The sequence below is a fragment of the Variovorax sp. CCNWLW225 genome (assembly GCF_037204045.1).
Taxonomy (GTDB): domain Bacteria; phylum Pseudomonadota; class Gammaproteobacteria; order Burkholderiales; family Burkholderiaceae_C; genus Variovorax.
On record NZ_JBBCBV010000008.1, the window covers coordinates 168,340 to 184,577 of the forward strand.

Below are 16,238 nucleotides of genomic sequence, written 5' to 3' on the forward strand. Positions count from 1 at the left end.
TGGCGCAAGATCGTTTTGAGCTTGGCCGGTTCGGTCTTACACGGATCGCTCAGATAGATCTCATGGCGTGGGCCGTTGAAGACCATTCCCTTGTTCGGCATCACTTACCGTGGAGGCGAGCCAGGAGCGGGCCTTCCTCGTCATAGCTGCCCGCATGCAGGGTCTGGAGCGACAGCCCTTCAGCGCGTAGTCGTTCAGCAGATTGGTCGCCATCTTCATGGCACGCCGGCGTCGCTGACCACACAAGTCGCCCGCGACAAGTCAGCTAAATCTACGATATTTGACGCTATCGTGGGTAAATGAAGTATTCTTGCGTCACTGCGCATCCTCGTGCGGGAAAGCACCACCCTCAGAATCATGGCCAACGGCGATCAGATCAAAGCACTGCTTCGCGCCTATCGGGACTCGGATGAGTCGCAGTTGCTGACGCTCGCGCTGCAGATCGCAGCGGGTGAGGCCAAGGCAGGCCATGGCCGGTTGGCCGAGGACATCCGCAAGCTCGTGGATGACATGAAGTTGCGAGGCGCGACCGTCGTGCCCAATCGGCATCCCATCCCGATGGCTCAGCCGAAGGGCGAGCTTGCGGACCTCGTCTCCGTGACGTATCCCGACGCCAGGCTCGAGGACATGGTTCTAACGCCAGCGTTGAATACACGTCTGTCCAGAGTGCTTTCAGAGCAGCGACAGGCTGCTCGCTTGCGCGACAACGGACTTGAGCCGCGCCGGCGCTTGTTGTTTGTCGGTCCACCTGGAACCGGCAAGACACTGGCTGCCGCAGCACTGGCCAGTGAACTGTCCTTGCCGCTTTTCACCCTGCGCCTGGAGGCGCTCTTCACGCGCTACATGGGCGAGGCGGCTGCCAAGTTGAGACTTCTGTTCGACAACATCTCGGCGGTGCGAGGCGTATATCTTTTCGATGAGTTCGATGCGATCGGGCAACAGCGCGGCACCGACAACGACGTTGGCGAGATACGCCGTATCCTGAACTCCTTCCTGCAGATGATCGAACAGGACCGCTCGCACAGTGTTCTCGTCGCGGCGACGAACCATCCGGCGATGCTCGATCAAGCGCTCTTCCGCCGATTTGACGAAGTGCTACGGTTCCATCTGCCCCGTCCCATTGATGTGGTGGAACTGATTGGAGCCCGACTGCGCAACCGCGCCAGGGATCTGCCGCTTGCTCGGCTGGCGGAGTTTGCGCAAGGATTGAGCTTCGCCGACGTGCAGCGTGCCTGCGAAGACGCGCTGAAATGGGCGCTTCTCTCGGGACGAGATGAAGTACAGGAAGCGGACATAAGGCAGGCCCTTCAAGAGCGACAGCAAGACCGTCGGACATTCGGCGGAGAGGAACACTAGTCCATGGCGACAGAAAATCCCTTGCTTCAGCATCTACGGATGGTCAATCGAGGGGTTTCTCAGACTTACAAGTCTCGTCCGGGTCGGGGTAAGACCCTGAACATTGCACCGCGCGACCGTGCTGCACATGGCAGTGCACTTCGCACCCAGCTCGAGAGCTTCGTGCCAATCTTCGCGCAGCGGCGCTTGCTGAGGGCGGCCGCTCAGTACGGCCAGCTCCCAGAAGGCATCACCATCGAGTTCCAGAGCGCAGTCGGGTTCGATCTTGCCTTCACTAGTTTGGATCTCCCGGTCTCGGGTATCGAGCTTCTTAATGTTCGGGTTGTCGACGAAGTAACGTATGCAACCTGCTACGTGCCGGAAGGCAAGCTCAAAATCTTGATCAACAAGGTCAAGGCTTATCTGGAGCAAGAAACGGCCACAGGCAAGGCAAAGAACGCGCCTTTGATCGAAAGTATTCAGTCCATCGGGCTCGCCACGATCGAGGCGTTGTGGACCGACGATGTGGACCCTCCTGTCGACGATGGAATTCTTCAATGGGAGGTCTGGCTACGGCGCGACTCGCTCGCAGCCGATGCATGCGTTCACCGGTTCCTGCATGCCGCGCAGGTCATCGGCATTCAGGTGGCTCAGCAGTGGATTGAGTTTCCCGAACGCGTGGTCACCAATGTTCAAGCGACCCGTGCCCAACTGGCCAGCGCCATCGACCTGCTGAATCTGATTGCGGAAATCAGACGCGCAGATCTGCCACCAGCTCTCGCGGACGACCCGACACTCGTACAGCAGGACGACTTCGTCGCAGATTTGGTGGATCGCTTGGAGCCAAACGTTGAAGGCGATGGTGTCTCGATCGCCATTCTCGACACCGGGATCGCCCATACCCATCCGCTGCTCAGCCCGGTCTTGGATGCCGCCGACATGCATGCCGCTCACCCGACATGGGGTCACAGCGATCATCACGGACATGGAACGCAGATGGCCGGGTTGGCTCTCTACGGCGATCTCCGAACCGCAGCAGGCACCACGGGCGGCGTGCAGTTGAACTATCGCCTCGAATCCGTGAAGGTGCTCGCGCCCGAGAACGGCATTCATCCGGATCAACCACTCGGCGCTGTCATGCAGGACGCGGTCTCTTATTGCGAAACGAGGGCGCCATTTCGCCAGCGAATCATCTGCCAAGCCATTACCTCGCCGATGCATCAACGTGGCGAGCCGTCCTCCTATTCGGGAGCCGTCGACCAGATGGCGTATGGAGACGGCGGCGACAACGCACGCATGTTCGTGATTGCGGGCGGCAATGTGCCCGAGGCACATTGGCCCGATTGGCCGACTGCCAATGTCAGTTTTGGCATCGAACAGCCGGGGCAGGCGTGGAATGCATTGACGGTGGGCGCCTCTACCGTGATGCAGGCATTGCCGGGCTCAGCCGACTATGCAGGCTGGCGGGCCATCGCAGGCGTCGGCGAATTGGGCCCCTTCAGCGCCACATCGGTGAACTGGGGCAAATGGCCTGTCAAGCCAGAGGTGCTGTTCGAAGGTGGTAACGCAGCCATCGATCCAGCAGGCGTTGACGTCGCGATGCCGCGGACCATGCAATTGCTGACGACGAACAGAAATCATGCAACGCGCGCACTCAGCCACACGGCGATGACGAGCGCCGCCACAGCACAGGCCGCCCGGTTATCCGCGCTGGTGCAACACAACTATCCCGACGCCTGGCCAGAGACGGTTCGTGGGCTCCTCGTTCATCACGCGGAATGGACGCCGCAACAGCGAGCACGCTTCCTGACGGACGACACGCAGGCCGCGCGCCGGGTGTTGCTGCGAACGTGCGGATATGGCGTGCCGAGCGAACATGACGCAATTTACAGCAGCACAAGGCGCGTCTGTCTCATCGCCCAGGAGACTCTGCAGCCGTATAAGCTGGAAGGCACCACTGGCACGATGAATGAGCTCAGGATCTTCTCGCTGCCTTGGCCGCGAGAGGTTCTGTTTGGCCTCGCAGAGAAGTCGGTTCGCGTCAAAGTCACTTTGTCGTATTTCATCGAGCCGAGCCCGTCGCGACGCGGATGGCTCAATCGCTACCGATATGCATCTCACGGACTGAGGTTCGACCTTCGTCGGGCTACAGAAACGGTTGATCATTTCAACAAGCGGGTCAATGCAGCCATGCTCGCTAAAGCGGAAAAGATCGAGGCATCTGAAGACGAAGGTTGGTTTTTGGGGAGCAATCTCAGGACCGCCGGTTCGATTCATTCGGATCAATGGACGGGGATGGCTGTCAATCTCGCTTCGCGCGACCTCATCGCTGTCTATCCCGTCGTTGGCTGGTGGCGCGAATGTACGGATCGGCAGCGCTGCGAAGCCAATGCCCGTTTCTCCCTGATTGTTTCGTTGGAGAGTGAGAATCAGAACGTCGATCTATACAACGAGATCGCCGAGGAGCTGCGAGTCCCGTTGAACACCGGGCTCACCAACATTATCGGAGGCAATTGAGGCGCAATGGCGAGCAAAGGGAGCAGCCTCGAGGTCGCGCAGCGGTGGGTCGAGAGTCACGCGTCATCGAAGCACACATGCCGAAAGTACGAAAGCCAGCTGCAACAACTTTGCGAGTGGCTGCTGGTTCGAGAACTCAACCTCGTTTCCGTCATGCCCGAGCAGCTTGCAGCGTACCTTGTCGACGTTGGAGCTGGCCGAGCCAATAGTCAGGCGGTGAACCAATCTCCCCGTTCGGCGCGGACGGTCGCTCAAACACGCTCCGTCTTGCGCTCTCTCTTCAAATCGCTCGTCCTCGCGGGACATCGGCCCTCCAATCCGATTGACTACCTCGCCGCGCTGAAAGCGCCGGACCCGGTGCGGCAACAGAATGAGCCCGGCCCCGCACGCTGGGCGGACATCCGGTCGGCGGTGCTTCTTCGCACACCCTCGTCGCGAGGAGAGCGCAGCGCGATGGTGCGCGCCGTTGCGATCGCGGAACTTGCCTACTGGGTGGGTTTGCGGAGAAGCGAGATGGCGTCGTGTTTTATGAGCGATTTCGTGAAGGTCCGAAGCACCTGGCGACTGCGGGTCCTTCGATTTGGCAGGGGCGCGCCGGATATCCTTTATGTCCCGTCGCCGGCAATGCGCGCGCTGTCGCGCTATCGGATGGACCGCGGCCTCGCGCCCTGGCCATCGGCCATCGAAAAGGCTGTGCCGATGATCTCCAGGCTGCGCAGCGAGCGTCCAGTCGACGCCTGGACCGTCGCGAATGCCCTAAGGACGCTGGACGTTGATCTGTCGGAACCGATGGGGGCAATTCCTTCCATGGGCGATCTGCGCCGGGAACTCGTCTTCAATGCACTTAGGGTCAACGGAGTCCCGCCCCATCAGCTTGCCGCGCATATACGCTCCCGCCAATTGGTGAACGAGATTTCCGACACGCTACCTCTGAGGTCGGCAGGAGAGGCGCTGGAGCGACTTGCCGCCTGACCGAATGCGCACTTCGCAAGCAAGCGTGCGATGAGATGACTTCAAGTAGGCGGGAGCGAACAGTCAGCGGCAGCATGTGGTCGCAGACACCTTTGTCAGCAGAAGACGAGGTTCGCGGGATTTACCGGCCCTGTGAGATAGCCGTCCAGCAGCGCGGCAAGGCCTCTGCCGATTCCCGAAACCGTGACCGGCTTGAGGTTTCCGGCCGCATCTGCGACATGTTCTGCACCTTGTGAAAGTCGAGCAGCCCTGACCCCGGGCATGCGAGCAGGCATTGGCAACCCGCGATAGAAAGGCCAGTCCGGCGCCTGCCACCTCGGGCCGATATCGGGCGAGAGAAATGCCCGATCAATGAATTTCTCAAGTGCGCCACCGAGACATTCCAGTTCGAGCGAACGTGGCGCGATCGACACGACTGCGGCCAAATTGTCCAGCGTGCTCACCCATATCGTCGGAGGGCAGTTTTCCTTAGTGTTGCGAAACAGGATGAGATAGCACGCGATGTAATCCATCACGAGGGCATGCGCTTGCGGAAAGACCCTGCGTGGCCTATCTAGGTATCTCCAGTCCCTCACGATGGTTGCCTCCGTTCGGCTCGCAACGAATGGCTCGGTCACGGCTGGATGCAACTTGGCCAGCATGCGATCGGCCACTGCGGTCCCGATTTCCATCCCTGGATCCAAGACATTCCAGATCGGGTGCTCTGCTACCCACAGCGTCACGGGAAAGTGTGAACCCAGGATCCTGACGATCCCGGGTGCGCCGCCGCGTTCGAGCGATGGCGCGTGCTCGCCGCGAGCATATCTCTCCCAATCTTGAACGCGCTTGGGGTAGGTATCGGGCAAAAGTTCATTGCATATCTGCGCCAACTCCTTCAGGTCTGCAGCCCCCGTGGCTCGTAAGAGACAAGCAACCCAAACCCGCGCAAGAAGTCCCCGGAGTTCAACATGGAGAGGGCTGCTGGGGCGCCCAGGCTTGGATGTCTTCTTCATGAGATGCGGTGCAAACAATTCCGAATAATTTTCCATTCGACTTTCAAGGACAGGATTGCCAGCATGTGACAGGTATCACTTGCAACGACAACCTTGAACAAGAGCCGCCCACAAGATCCCCTCCGGCGACAACGCGGGAATGATGGAGACCTGGATTTGATTCCAGGAACCGATCTTTGGCACTTGCTGGGATATCCAACGCCGGGCGCATTCCGCCAGGCCGCCCACCGCGGCCGGGTGCCTGTCCCGCTTGTGGTGTTGCCGCACCGCCGCGGTCGATTTGCTCTGCGGCGAGACGTCGCCAGCTGGATTCATCAAGTCAGCCAGGCTGTATCCGACAGCAATGCTGCCGCCGCTGGAGATGCCCACCACGCGGCAACGGTCGAGGGCACAGGACCTAGACATGCCGAGAGCGCAACCCACTCGAACATCGGCATTAGGGCTTTCGGCGTCGCAATCAAGGCCCTGCGGGAGCGGCAGCGGCGCTCCCAGAAGGAACTGGCGCTGACAGCCGGAATGGATCAATCCTTTCTGGCTGCCATCGAGCGAGGGCGCCGTCCGCCGCCGCAGTTGCGCCAGGTCAAGCGACTCATCGAAGCGCTGCATGCGACCGCCGAGGAAGCCGAGCAGGTGATGCTCGCGTGGGAGCTGTCGCGCCTTGCGCGGGCCTTGGGTGACCGCGACCCTGCATTCCGCGACACCTTGATGCAGATCGCTTTTTGGCTTGCCTCAATGCCCAGTGGCAGCCGGGCTCTGCTGCGCGTGATGGCAGGCGGTCTCCCCGCCGGTGAAACCAAGGAGGGAATGCCGATGGTCTGAACGAAAAAACCGCGCTGGGCCTTGCGGCGGCGCGGTTCTTAAGGACGGACAGATCCGACAGGTGAGGGCCTTTAGTGTCTCTCCGTCCCGCAGAACCAGTCAACGCCCTCCGGCCCGTGATCCGTCACACCCGGTGAAAACTGGACTTCAAAACGTCCATCTCACCGGGAAGGAAAACTGTTGCCTGAAGGAGAGTGAGATGAGAGTCAGAAAGGTTGTCACCCGTAGCGGAAAGAGGTTCCGCGGCAAATTTCCGTCCCGGAAGCTGGGGCGAATGGTGCAGTGGGAGTCGTTGCTCGAGCGCGATGCCATCCTGGCACTTGAGTACCTCCACGAGGTCGCCACCTATCAAGAACAGCCGTCGGTGGAGATCTACTACGACGGCGGCGATCAACCACGCCGCTATGTGCCCGACTTCCGGGCCATGTTTGGCGATGGTCGCGAGCTGCTCATTGAGATCAAGCCCGAAGCGCGGGTCGCGACAAAAGAAATCAGCAAGAAGCTCGGCGCCATCGCCAAACGGTTAGAAGAGCAGGGTCGCCACTACCGAGTGCTGACGGAGAACGACATCCGCCGCGAGCCGTTTTTCGGCAATCTGCGGCGCCTGCACAGCAGCGGCAGAAGGCTCAAGCGAGCATCTTGCACAGATGCGCTGGTCGAGCGGCTGGGCGATGGCCCCGTCTGGACGATATCTGAAGCTGCAGAACAGATCGGAGGCATCGAAGATGTCTTGCGTCTGGTCGCCGCCGGACGCCTGCGAATCGATCTGCAGGCGCACATTGTGCCGACTTCTCTGGTCTGGCTCGCCGATGCTGAAGGAGACCGCAATGGTTCGTTTCTCCTTTAAGAAGGGTTTGCGCTTCTTGCAGCAAACGCGCGGCTGGACTCTGCTGCGGCGCCTCGCGAGCGGCAAGTTCCAGCTCGAAGACGATGCAGGGGAACTCACCAACCTTGAGCAGGCAGAGCTCCATCGCCGGTGGGCGGGCGGCGAGTGGCAGATCGACGAAGAAAGCCTCGGGGCTTCAAAGAATGTCTTCTACTTTACGACGCCGAAGGACCTGAAATCCCTGTCTGAGGACGACCAGAAAGACGTCAAGCGAAAGGCGGACTACCTCAATGGCATCCAGAGGCTCTTCAAGCAAGACGGTCAACCCTTCGTCTCGAGTCACGAGAAGCTGGCACCAAAAATCCGCGCTGTTGCGCTGGAGTTGGGAGACTCGCACCCGCCGTCGCCCGAAACGGTGTGGCGGTGGTGGTCCAGGTTCGCGGTGACGAAGTGCATCACCAAACTACAGGATGGCCGCAGGAACTCTGGGCGGACCTACGACGCAACACAACGAAGCCTTTTCGATGAGGCAGTAGCCGAGGTCTTTCTCACCCCTCAGAAAAAGCCCGGAAAAGCGGTCGTCGAAGCCATGAAGACCAAGGTGAAGCGCGTCAATCAGGGCCTGGATGCATCGGACCACATCGCGACACCGAGTACTTCCACCGTCTACAGGTGGCTTAAGAGCCTCTACTACCAGGTCACCCAGAATGCGCGGCAGGGGAAGGTGGCTACGGCGAAGGAGCTGCGCAGCGCGATAGACGGTGTCAGGGTCAAGAAAATCCTGGAGCGCGTGGAGATCGATCACACGCCAGTCGACCTCATGATCATCTGCAAGCTCACGCGCTTGGTGCTCGGACGGCCCTGGCTAACTCTGGCAATTGACCGGCGCAGCCGGATGATTGTCGGCTTCTACATCAGCTTTCATGCACCGTCCTCTACATCGGTGCTTTATTGCTTGCGCATGCTCATGCTGCCCAAGGACCAGATCCTTGAGAAGTACCCGGGCATCAAGGGACCGTGGCCAGCATGCGGAATCCCCGAGAACATTGTCTGCGACAACGGCATGGAACTCCATGCGGATGCGGTGGAGGTCATCTGCCAGGAAATGGGCATCGAGCTCACCTACTGCGGGGTGGCGCATCCGGAAATGAAAGGCGCCATCGAACGGATGTTCAGGACCATCAACCAAGGGCTGGTGCACATGCTGCCGGGCACGACGTTCTCGAACGTCGACGAGCGCGGAGACTATGCCAGCGAGAAGCACGCAGCCATCGACCTGGAAGTCTTCATCCATCTTCTCGTGAAGTGGATCGTGGACGTGTATCACAAGACACCGCATCGCGGTCTCCTGGGCCGCATGCCGCTGGAGGTCTGGCAGGAAGAAGAGGGCCACTGCGTAATCGAGCTGCCAGCCTATCCAAAGCAGCTGGACACGATCGTGGGGCACTCGGCAACGCGCACGCTCTTTCACTATGGCGTGGAGTACGACAATCTTCGCTACAACTCGCCGCTGCTCCAGGTCATTCGCCAGCGGGTGGGCGGCAACCCCGAGGTCCACTTGAGGGGTTTCGAGCACGATGTTGGGCACGTCGCGGTTTTCGATCCCCAGCTCGACGAGTTCATCGAGGTCCCGGCAGTCCGAAGCGACTACGCATCCGGCCTGAACGCGTACGTGCACCACCTTTGCGTTGCGGAGGTTCGCAAGCGCTTCGGCAACGATTGGATCGATGACCAACTTCTTACGGTCAAGGCGGAGATTCAGGCGATCGTCGACGAGGCCGTACGTGCACACAAGACAAGCACTCGCAAAGCAAGTGCCACGCTTCTCCTGCATGACAGCGAACAGATTCTGGGCGTCCAAGGTGACAGCCCGCTACAACGGGCCCGAAAGCCCGTGAGCACCGCGCCCGCAGCATTGCCCGAATTGCATTCGGGTGCCGATGATGAGCTTCCCAGTTTCAGGAAATCCAACCGCAACCAGGAGATGTCAGCATGAATGCTCGCAACGAACTCGAATTTTTGCAGCAATTGGGCATGGCCGAGGAAGAGATGACCTTTCCGCTTGGTCATCTCGCAACATTTACCTTGCGCAAGGAGATCGTCGAGCACCGTGAATTCACGCGCACGATTCGGGAGATCGCCCGCCTTCACCATCGTGGCTTGCAAGCCGGCGTCGCCGAAGGGATGTTGCTGGTCGCGCAAACCGGCAGCGGCAAGACAACCGCTCTGGATTTCTATGAAGCGCGCTTTCCACGGACCAGGACCAAAGAAGGCGCGAACATCCCGGTCTTGCGAGTTGACACTCCCGAATCGCCCTCAGTGAAAACTCTGGCAGAGGCGATTCTCGATGCACTGGGCGATGGTGCGGCGAGCAAGGGAACTGCCACGGCGAAGACGCGCCGAATCGAACTCTTTCTTCGAAAATGCGGCGTTCAATTGCTGCTCATCGATGAATTCCAGCATTTCATCGACGGACACCGTACTGCGGAGTCCAAGCGAGTCTCTGACTGGCTCAAGAATCTGATCAGGCGTGCGTGCATCCCCGTAGTTCTGGCCGGCCTGCCCCGTGCAATCGCCGTTCTCAACAGCAATCCACAGTTGCGTCGCCGCTTCGGCGCACCGCACTATATGAAGCCGCTTGGCTTCCAGACCAAGGCGGAACAGCTCGAGTTCCGCGGCGTACTGAAAAGTTTGCAGGAAAGCCTTCCTCTACCTTGCGTTGCTTTCTCCGAGGCAAACATGGCAAGGCGCTTCTTCTACGCCAGCTGCGGGTTGATCGACTATGTCGTCAAGATCATTGACGACGCTGCTTCGCGAGGCGGTCGGGGAAGCAGTGGCGCCATCACACAGGCGGACCTAGCCCAGGCATTCGTACGTTCGGTCTGGCGGGAAGCACCGAAAAGTCTTAACCCATTTGAGGAAGGCTCCACCCTGCGGATCTTGAAGGGGCCCGGTGAGCCATTCGATGTATGGGACGACATTGATCAGTACACCTCGGTGGGTCGCTCAAAGAGCCGGAGCACCGGCAAAGCCAAGCCTGGCTCAAGGCGAGCGCACTGACATGACTGACCAACTGCTCATTCGACCCGAACTGGGCCGCGCCGAGAGTTTGCGTGCTTACATGTGCCGCGCTGCCGATCACAACCTCGCCCAATCGCTGTTTCGGCCAATGCTCCAATCTTTGGCCGCCGCAACGCAAAGCGTTCAAGTTGTGGCCGAGCTCACGGGTTGTAACCGCGATGCGCTCGCCGCACGTATGGCCGTAGCTCGTCAAGCCGGAAGCAGGACCTTGGATGTGAGACTCGGAACATCTCTCCTTCCCCCGAGCCAAGTACGGTTCGGGCAACGAATGGTGTGCCCCAAATGCCTTTCGCAAGAGGCCGTTGCACCATGCTATTGGGAACTGCGTTCGTACGACGTCTGCCATCTGCACGGGTGCAAACTCGTGAAGACATGTGGTGCCTGCCAGAGGTCGCTGACATGGGAGGTCCCGTCTGTGGATCGCTGCGTGTGCGGCATAGAACTGTGGCGAACGGCCGCGTCGCCGGGGACCCCTGAACGAGAGCGACTTTGTGGACTCATCGCCGCAGCTACCACTCACTCGATCTCAGCTTGCAACAGGGGCGATTCTGAAGGAGCGAGCACACCGTCTCTCCGCGTTCGCATCGATCTGCTGCTATTGATGATCGAATTCGTCGGTGAACTTGTTCTACCGGCCTTCGCGAAAGCCACAAACCGGATTTCAGCCGATGCATTGCGCCGCGTGCGCCATGACTTGATCGCACAAATGCTGGAGGACCAACCCTACCAGGACTACCTGCGGGATACGTTGTTTCTACACGCGGCTGGTGAGCCCTTGACGCTCGCCGAAGCCATGAAGCCAGGCAAGACTCCTCAACAGCTTCGGCGTTATTTTGGCCCGTGCCTGTGTGAGTTGTCCTTCCATCGATGCCTGTGGCAGTTGAGCGCGAGAAGCGACATGAGTTCGGCCAGTCCCCGGGTCAAGAAGCCAGCGCGGGCGCCCGATCCACAGGCTTGGCGTAAGAGGGTCAAGCAGTCACGCCAGCGCGCCTCCGATCCTGGCGGCATCACATGGCGGCCTCGATCCACTCCGGCACCCAAGACAGCGGCCTTATTTTTTCGGCGCAAGAAATGACTTTGCTGTCGACACCGCAGCGATTGCCCGACGAGGGGCAGATGGGCTATCGATTTCGGCTCGCGAACGCCAATTTGCTTTCCTCGCGTGAATTGGTCGAGTTGCAGCCGAGCGAGGAGGAAGAGTCCTTCGCGTTTGCCGATGCTGGGTTGATGGATGACTCCTCATCGGAAGTAGCGTCCACACACGAGTGTCAAAATTCCGGCGGCATATCGCCATGGGTCACGCGATGGGCTCGATTTTGCCCCGGCTGCCTGGCTGCCCGAGGAACCTGGCACGTGGCGTGGGAGATCCTATTCGCAGACGCGTGCGCGACTTGCGGAACGTGGCTCATCGACACCTGCAGCGAGTGTGGTATGCGCCTCTCGTGGCACCGGCAAGGCCTTTTACATTGCGGATGTGGCGATCTATTGATCTCTCAATCTGCAAGTTCTGCCCCGCGAGCGGTCGCACAGCTGAGCGCCATCCTTGCAGCAGTTGCCATGGGCCGGGAAGTCGTTGAGGTCGGCCCCACCGGAAGTCTTACGCTCAGCCAGCTGGTCAGATTGATTCGGCTTCTGGGTAGCTATGGTGCGTCAGACGGACAACGCTCGCCCCAGAAGATGCGTGCTATTGACCGACTAGAAACCTCATGGCCCATCGTTTGTGCGGCTGCAGAGGTCCTGTGCACTTGGCCAAATGGGTTCTTCATGCTGCTGGACCGGCTGAAGAGCTTGAGCCCGGAAAACAGCAGAGGGAAACTCGTCGGAGCTTTCGGCGGTTTTTATTTCGCGTTGTACAAGGGATTCAGTCACGCCGCCTTCGATTTTCTGCGGCGCGCATTCGAGGACTATGTCGCCGCGAACTGGACCGGTGCCTTTGCCAGAAGAAACACGCGTCTGGCAGCTTCGGTGCTGGACGACCTGTCGTGGATCCCGGCAAGTCGAGCGCAAGGCACGCTGGGGGTGTCTCGCTCGCGGCTGAATGCATTGGTGGCCGAGGGAAAGGTGAAAGGTGAACTCCGCCTTAGCGCCAAGGGAAGGAAATTTCTCGTTGTAAATAAGGCCGACGTATCAGCGATACAACCTCTGGTTCACGAGGTTCTCTCGCTGGAAGAGGCGGCACGCGGGCTTGGCCTCAAGAAGACCCGCCTCCAAGTCATGCTGCCGATTATTTGTCCCGAAGCACGACAGCGGGGAGATCGAGGTTCCCGATGGGACATACCTTCGTCGTGGATGGAACGTTGGAATCAGTCGCTTGAGGTACTGTCTCCCGTTGCCGGATCATCGTGCGACAACGTGAGCCTTCGGCAGGTTCTTCGATATTGGCCATGGACCGATGAACAGCTGGCGCGCCTTTTTGCCGACGTCCAAGCAGGTCGAATGGTGCCGATCGGCAGATCCCCAGACCAGCCCGACATAGGAGGACTGCAGTTCGAGAAAACTCAGCTTCGCGACTGGTTTTCATACGCGTTCCATGGACGAGTGGGCGAGTTGACGATTCCGCAAACTGCCTTCCAACTCGACGTCAAACAGGAGGTCGCCTATGCGCTGGTGCGCTTAGGGTTGCTCGAGACCTCGGTACGTCAGGTTGGAAGGCGGACCGAACGCTGTGTTTCGACGGCTAGCTTGGAGAAATTTCGTCAGCTGTATGTGTTCGGACGAGACTTGGCAAGGCAGCTGGGTCGGTCGCCGAAGGCCGTCGCCGCCTTGCTAGCCAGCCACGACATTTCACCCGTGTCGGGACCAAGCCTCAACAGCTGCAGGCAGCTGCTGTTCGAACGAGCGGCCCTGGGCGCCTATTTGCCCTTCTTGGAGAATTCGTCGTGATCAGTTCGGGTGGTCGTCGAGCAATATGTGATTTCGCGATCGATGGGCTTCACTGCCGAGCACGCTACATCTTGGAGTCTTTGCATGAACGCCGCAGCTCGTAGCATCCCGGGGCCTTCTGCAAAGGGCGATCTTGAAGATGCCCAGTTTGCAAATGCCCCTGATCAACCGGCTCCCAAGCTGATGTTCTTCGGCGACCCGCACGGCGACTTCGAGCCGGTGATCGCCGCGGTCGAGCGCTACCGCCCCGAGGCGATCGTGCTGCTCGGCGATCTGCAGCCTCGTCAGTCGCTCCACATCGAACTGCAGCCGATCCTGGATCGCACCGAAGTCTGGTTCATCCACGGCAACCACGACACCGATTCGGATGCCGACTACGACCACCTGTGGGGATCGGAGCTCGCGGACCGCAACCTGCATGGCCGCATCGTCTCCATCGCCGGCTACCGGGTGGCCGGACTGGGCGGCGTCTTCCGCAGCAAGATCTGGGACCCGCGGCGGCCCGTCGGGGAAGCCGCGTTCGTGTCGGGCAAGACGATGCGCCAATCCATGCGCCCCGAGGCGCGGTGGCGCGACGGCATTTCCCGGAAGCATCGATCTTCCATCTTCCCGGACGACTACCAAGAGCTGTTCGGGCGCCAATCCGCCGACATCCTGGTGACACACGAGGCACCGGCGGCCCACCCGCATGGCTGGCGGGCGATCGACGATCTCGCGAAGATGCTCGGTGCGCGGTTGCTGGTCCACGGTCACCACCACGAGAACATCGACTATGTCGGCCAGGGCCTGATGGATGCCAGCGCGCCATTCCGCGCCTTCGGCGTGGACAAGGGCTCGCACCTGCGTTGGCCCCTCGACGAAAGAGGCCTCACGTGATCCTGTTCCTCGACTTCGACGGTGTCCTGCACCTGGAAGGCGAAGGTCACCTGCCCAGCGACGGCGCGGACTTCTGCTTCCTGCCGGGCCTCGAAGCGCTGCTGCGCGAGTTTCCGCAGGTGCGGATCGTCATCAGCTCGAGCTGGCGCGAGCGGCTGGCTTTCGAGGCGCTGATTGCGCCGTTCGCCGAGGACATCCGGACCCGCATCCTCGGCGTCACGCCGTCTCGCGGATCCGGCGCTCCCCATTCATTCGCGCACCGCGAAGGCGAGATCCTCGCCTGGCTGCAGGCCCACGGTGCGGCCAACGAGCCCTGGGTGGCGCTTGACGATGCCGAGTGGCAGTTCGACCGGCACAAGGACCGGCTGGTCGTCTGCGGGTCGTTCGTCGGCTTCGACACCGAGGCTGACGCCGCCTTGCGCGCCCATTTCGAAAGGACCCGCCCATGAAGCTACTGATCCTCTCCGACCTGCACCTCGAGTTCGCCCCCTTCGAGCCGGCGGCCGATCTGGTGTTCGATGTCGTCATCCTCGCAGGCGATATCCATTCGCCGGCCAAGCGCGCCATCAAGTGGGCGATGGACCGCTTCCCGGACAAGCCGGTCGTCTATGTCCCCGGCAACCACGAGTACTACGACGGCCATTTGGACACGGCCTTGGCCGAGGCGCGCAGCGCGGCCGAAGGCAGCCATGTGCACCTGCTCGATGGCGACGAACTCGTGATCGACGGCGTGCGCTTCCTGGGCGCGACGCTGTGGACCGACTTCGCGCTCGCCATCGAGGCACCCGAAGGGCGGGTCAGCAACGTCCCATGGGCGATGAAGCAGGCGACCAGCGTGCTGAACGACTACGCGCTGATCCGCACGGTCGACGAGACGGCCGAACCGGATACCTCGCGGGACACGCCGGACAGGAAGCTCCAGGCCGCCGACACGCTGCGGATCCACCAGGCCCAGCGGGCATGGTTGCAGGCCAGGCTCGCCGAACCGTTCGACGGTCGAACGGTGGTGGTGACCCACCATGCGCCGCATCGCGGTTCGCTCTCGGCGCAGTATGCCGACGACTGGGTGTCGGGCGCGTTCGTGAGCGAGCTTCCCAACGACTTCTTCGAGGTGCCTGTGCTCTGGGTGCATGGCCACACCCACCAGAGCTTCGACTACCGGGTCCGTGCCTGCCGGGTGGTGTGCAATCCGCGAGGGTACGTGCGCCGCATGAGCGGCCGGATCGAGAACCAGGCGTTCGATCCTGACCTGGTAGTCGCTCTATGACCGACGCCGGTTTGTCTGCCAAGAGCGAGACCCGAATCGCCACTATCCGCGGGGCCGAGCTCGTGGCTTTCCTATGCGAAAGCCAGCGCGGCGAGACACGGTCGGTCGTCATCGAGTCCGCACGGCCCCCGGTGAGTGCCCCTTCGCGTCCTGGAGGTAAAGCGACCACGTCGCCCCGCAATATGCTGCCTCCGCCCGCGGCGACATTGCGCAAGCGAAGTGTCCCGAAGGTCGGCCATGCCGCGCCAGTGGCCATGGCGGAGATCGGACAGGTCTTGAAACGCCTCGGTCTCGATGGCCTGGCTCGTCGGAATGATCTCAGTGGGTCCTTCGTTGTCGAAGCGACCGCCGAGCAGATCCGCGAACTGGCCGCCACGCCGGGGGTTCAGGCCATCCGGCTGAATCGACGGCGCCGCGATATCCGCGCTATCGCGGCGTAGGCTCGCTCCGACTCTGAGTAGTCTGCGAAAGGGCAATCTCGGACGTTGCGGTCGTCCGCAAGCGGCCTCAAACGGTCGCGGGCACACTACGGCCTAGTTGACCAATCACATGACTTGACTAAAACAGCTTCTGCGGGCTCAACATGCACTGACAATCTGCCTTGATGGGCAGCAGAGCAGACCATGCGATTTGTCGCGACCCTTCTTCGGGAACGTTGAGGGGACACTCA

At 60.7% G+C, this 16,238-nt stretch carries 14 protein-coding genes and 1 pseudogene; 14 read left to right on the forward strand and 1 reads right to left on the reverse strand.

Annotated elements, in window-relative coordinates:
* Positions 1 to 357: 357 nt before the first annotated feature.
* Genes V9L20_RS15920 through V9L20_RS15930 form a run of 3 tightly spaced genes read left to right on the forward strand, consistent with a single transcriptional unit; the run spans position 358 to position 4,824 of the window.
* Positions 358 to 1,356, forward strand: coding sequence for an AAA family ATPase (locus tag V9L20_RS15920; protein WP_337297326.1), 999 nt, complete (start codon positions 358 to 360; stop codon positions 1,354 to 1,356).
* A gap of 3 nt (positions 1,357 to 1,359) precedes the next feature.
* The gene (locus V9L20_RS15925) at positions 1,360 to 3,852 is read left to right on the forward strand and encodes a S8 family peptidase (protein ID WP_337297327.1); all 2,493 of its coding nucleotides are present in this window, start codon (positions 1,360 to 1,362) and stop codon (positions 3,850 to 3,852) included.
* 6 nt (positions 3,853 to 3,858) lie between these two features.
* Complete coding sequence (locus tag V9L20_RS15930) at positions 3,859 to 4,824, forward strand: tyrosine-type recombinase/integrase (protein ID WP_337297328.1); 966 nt, start codon at positions 3,859 to 3,861, stop codon at positions 4,822 to 4,824.
* A 95-nt stretch (positions 4,825 to 4,919) separates the two neighbouring features.
* Here V9L20_RS15930 and V9L20_RS15935 read toward each other — a convergent pair whose 3' ends face one another.
* Complete coding sequence (locus V9L20_RS15935; RefSeq protein ID WP_337297329.1) at positions 4,920 to 5,852, reverse strand: hypothetical protein; 933 nt, start codon at positions 5,850 to 5,852, stop codon at positions 4,920 to 4,922.
* Positions 5,853 to 5,972: 120 nt separating this feature from the next.
* Between V9L20_RS15935 and V9L20_RS15940 the strand changes: the two genes are divergently transcribed.
* The 11 genes and pseudogenes from V9L20_RS15940 to V9L20_RS15985 all read left to right on the forward strand — a co-directional run bounded on the left by V9L20_RS15940 (position 5,973) and on the right by V9L20_RS15985 (position 16,008).
* Positions 5,973 to 6,635, forward strand: a complete 663-nt coding sequence (locus V9L20_RS15940; protein WP_337297330.1) for a helix-turn-helix domain-containing protein — start codon at positions 5,973 to 5,975, stop codon at positions 6,633 to 6,635.
* Positions 6,636 to 6,834: 199 nt separating this feature from the next.
* Entirely contained in the window at positions 6,835 to 7,482 is a 648-nt protein-coding gene (locus V9L20_RS15945; protein WP_337297331.1) for a TnsA endonuclease N-terminal domain-containing protein, read from the forward strand.
* On the forward strand, positions 7,463 to 9,457 hold the full coding sequence (locus tag V9L20_RS15950) for a hypothetical protein (protein WP_337297332.1): 1,995 nt from the start codon (positions 7,463 to 7,465) through the stop codon (positions 9,455 to 9,457). The genes V9L20_RS15945 and V9L20_RS15950 overlap by 20 nt, the downstream gene beginning before the upstream one ends.
* Positions 9,454 to 10,521 (forward strand): TniB family NTP-binding protein, encoded by a 1,068-nt coding sequence (locus V9L20_RS15955; RefSeq protein WP_337297333.1) that lies wholly within the window; start codon positions 9,454 to 9,456, stop codon positions 10,519 to 10,521. Before V9L20_RS15950 ends, V9L20_RS15955 begins: the two co-directional genes overlap by 4 nt.
* 1 nt (position 10,522) lies before the next feature.
* Positions 10,523 to 10,894, forward strand: a pseudogene (locus tag V9L20_RS27320) (TniQ family protein); the annotation flags it as partial.
* 249 nt (positions 10,895 to 11,143) lie between these two features.
* Positions 11,144 to 11,617, forward strand: coding sequence for a hypothetical protein (locus V9L20_RS15960; protein ID WP_337297334.1), 474 nt, complete (start codon positions 11,144 to 11,146; stop codon positions 11,615 to 11,617).
* Positions 11,554 to 13,425, forward strand: a complete 1,872-nt coding sequence (locus V9L20_RS15965; RefSeq protein ID WP_337297335.1) for a hypothetical protein — start codon at positions 11,554 to 11,556, stop codon at positions 13,423 to 13,425. The genes V9L20_RS15960 and V9L20_RS15965 overlap by 64 nt, the downstream gene beginning before the upstream one ends.
* 84 nt (positions 13,426 to 13,509) lie before the next feature.
* Positions 13,510 to 14,301 (forward strand): metallophosphoesterase family protein, encoded by a 792-nt coding sequence (locus tag V9L20_RS15970; protein ID WP_337297336.1) that lies wholly within the window; start codon positions 13,510 to 13,512, stop codon positions 14,299 to 14,301.
* Positions 14,298 to 14,750, forward strand: coding sequence for an HAD domain-containing protein (locus V9L20_RS15975; protein ID WP_337297337.1), 453 nt, complete (start codon positions 14,298 to 14,300; stop codon positions 14,748 to 14,750). Before V9L20_RS15970 ends, V9L20_RS15975 begins: the two co-directional genes overlap by 4 nt.
* Positions 14,747 to 15,568 (forward strand): metallophosphoesterase, encoded by an 822-nt coding sequence (locus tag V9L20_RS15980; RefSeq protein WP_337297338.1) that lies wholly within the window; start codon positions 14,747 to 14,749, stop codon positions 15,566 to 15,568. Before V9L20_RS15975 ends, V9L20_RS15980 begins: the two co-directional genes overlap by 4 nt.
* The gene (locus V9L20_RS15985; RefSeq protein WP_337297339.1) at positions 15,565 to 16,008 is read left to right on the forward strand and encodes a hypothetical protein; all 444 of its coding nucleotides are present in this window, start codon (positions 15,565 to 15,567) and stop codon (positions 16,006 to 16,008) included. The genes V9L20_RS15980 and V9L20_RS15985 overlap by 4 nt, the downstream gene beginning before the upstream one ends.
* The last annotated feature ends 230 nt before the right edge of the window (positions 16,009 to 16,238 follow it).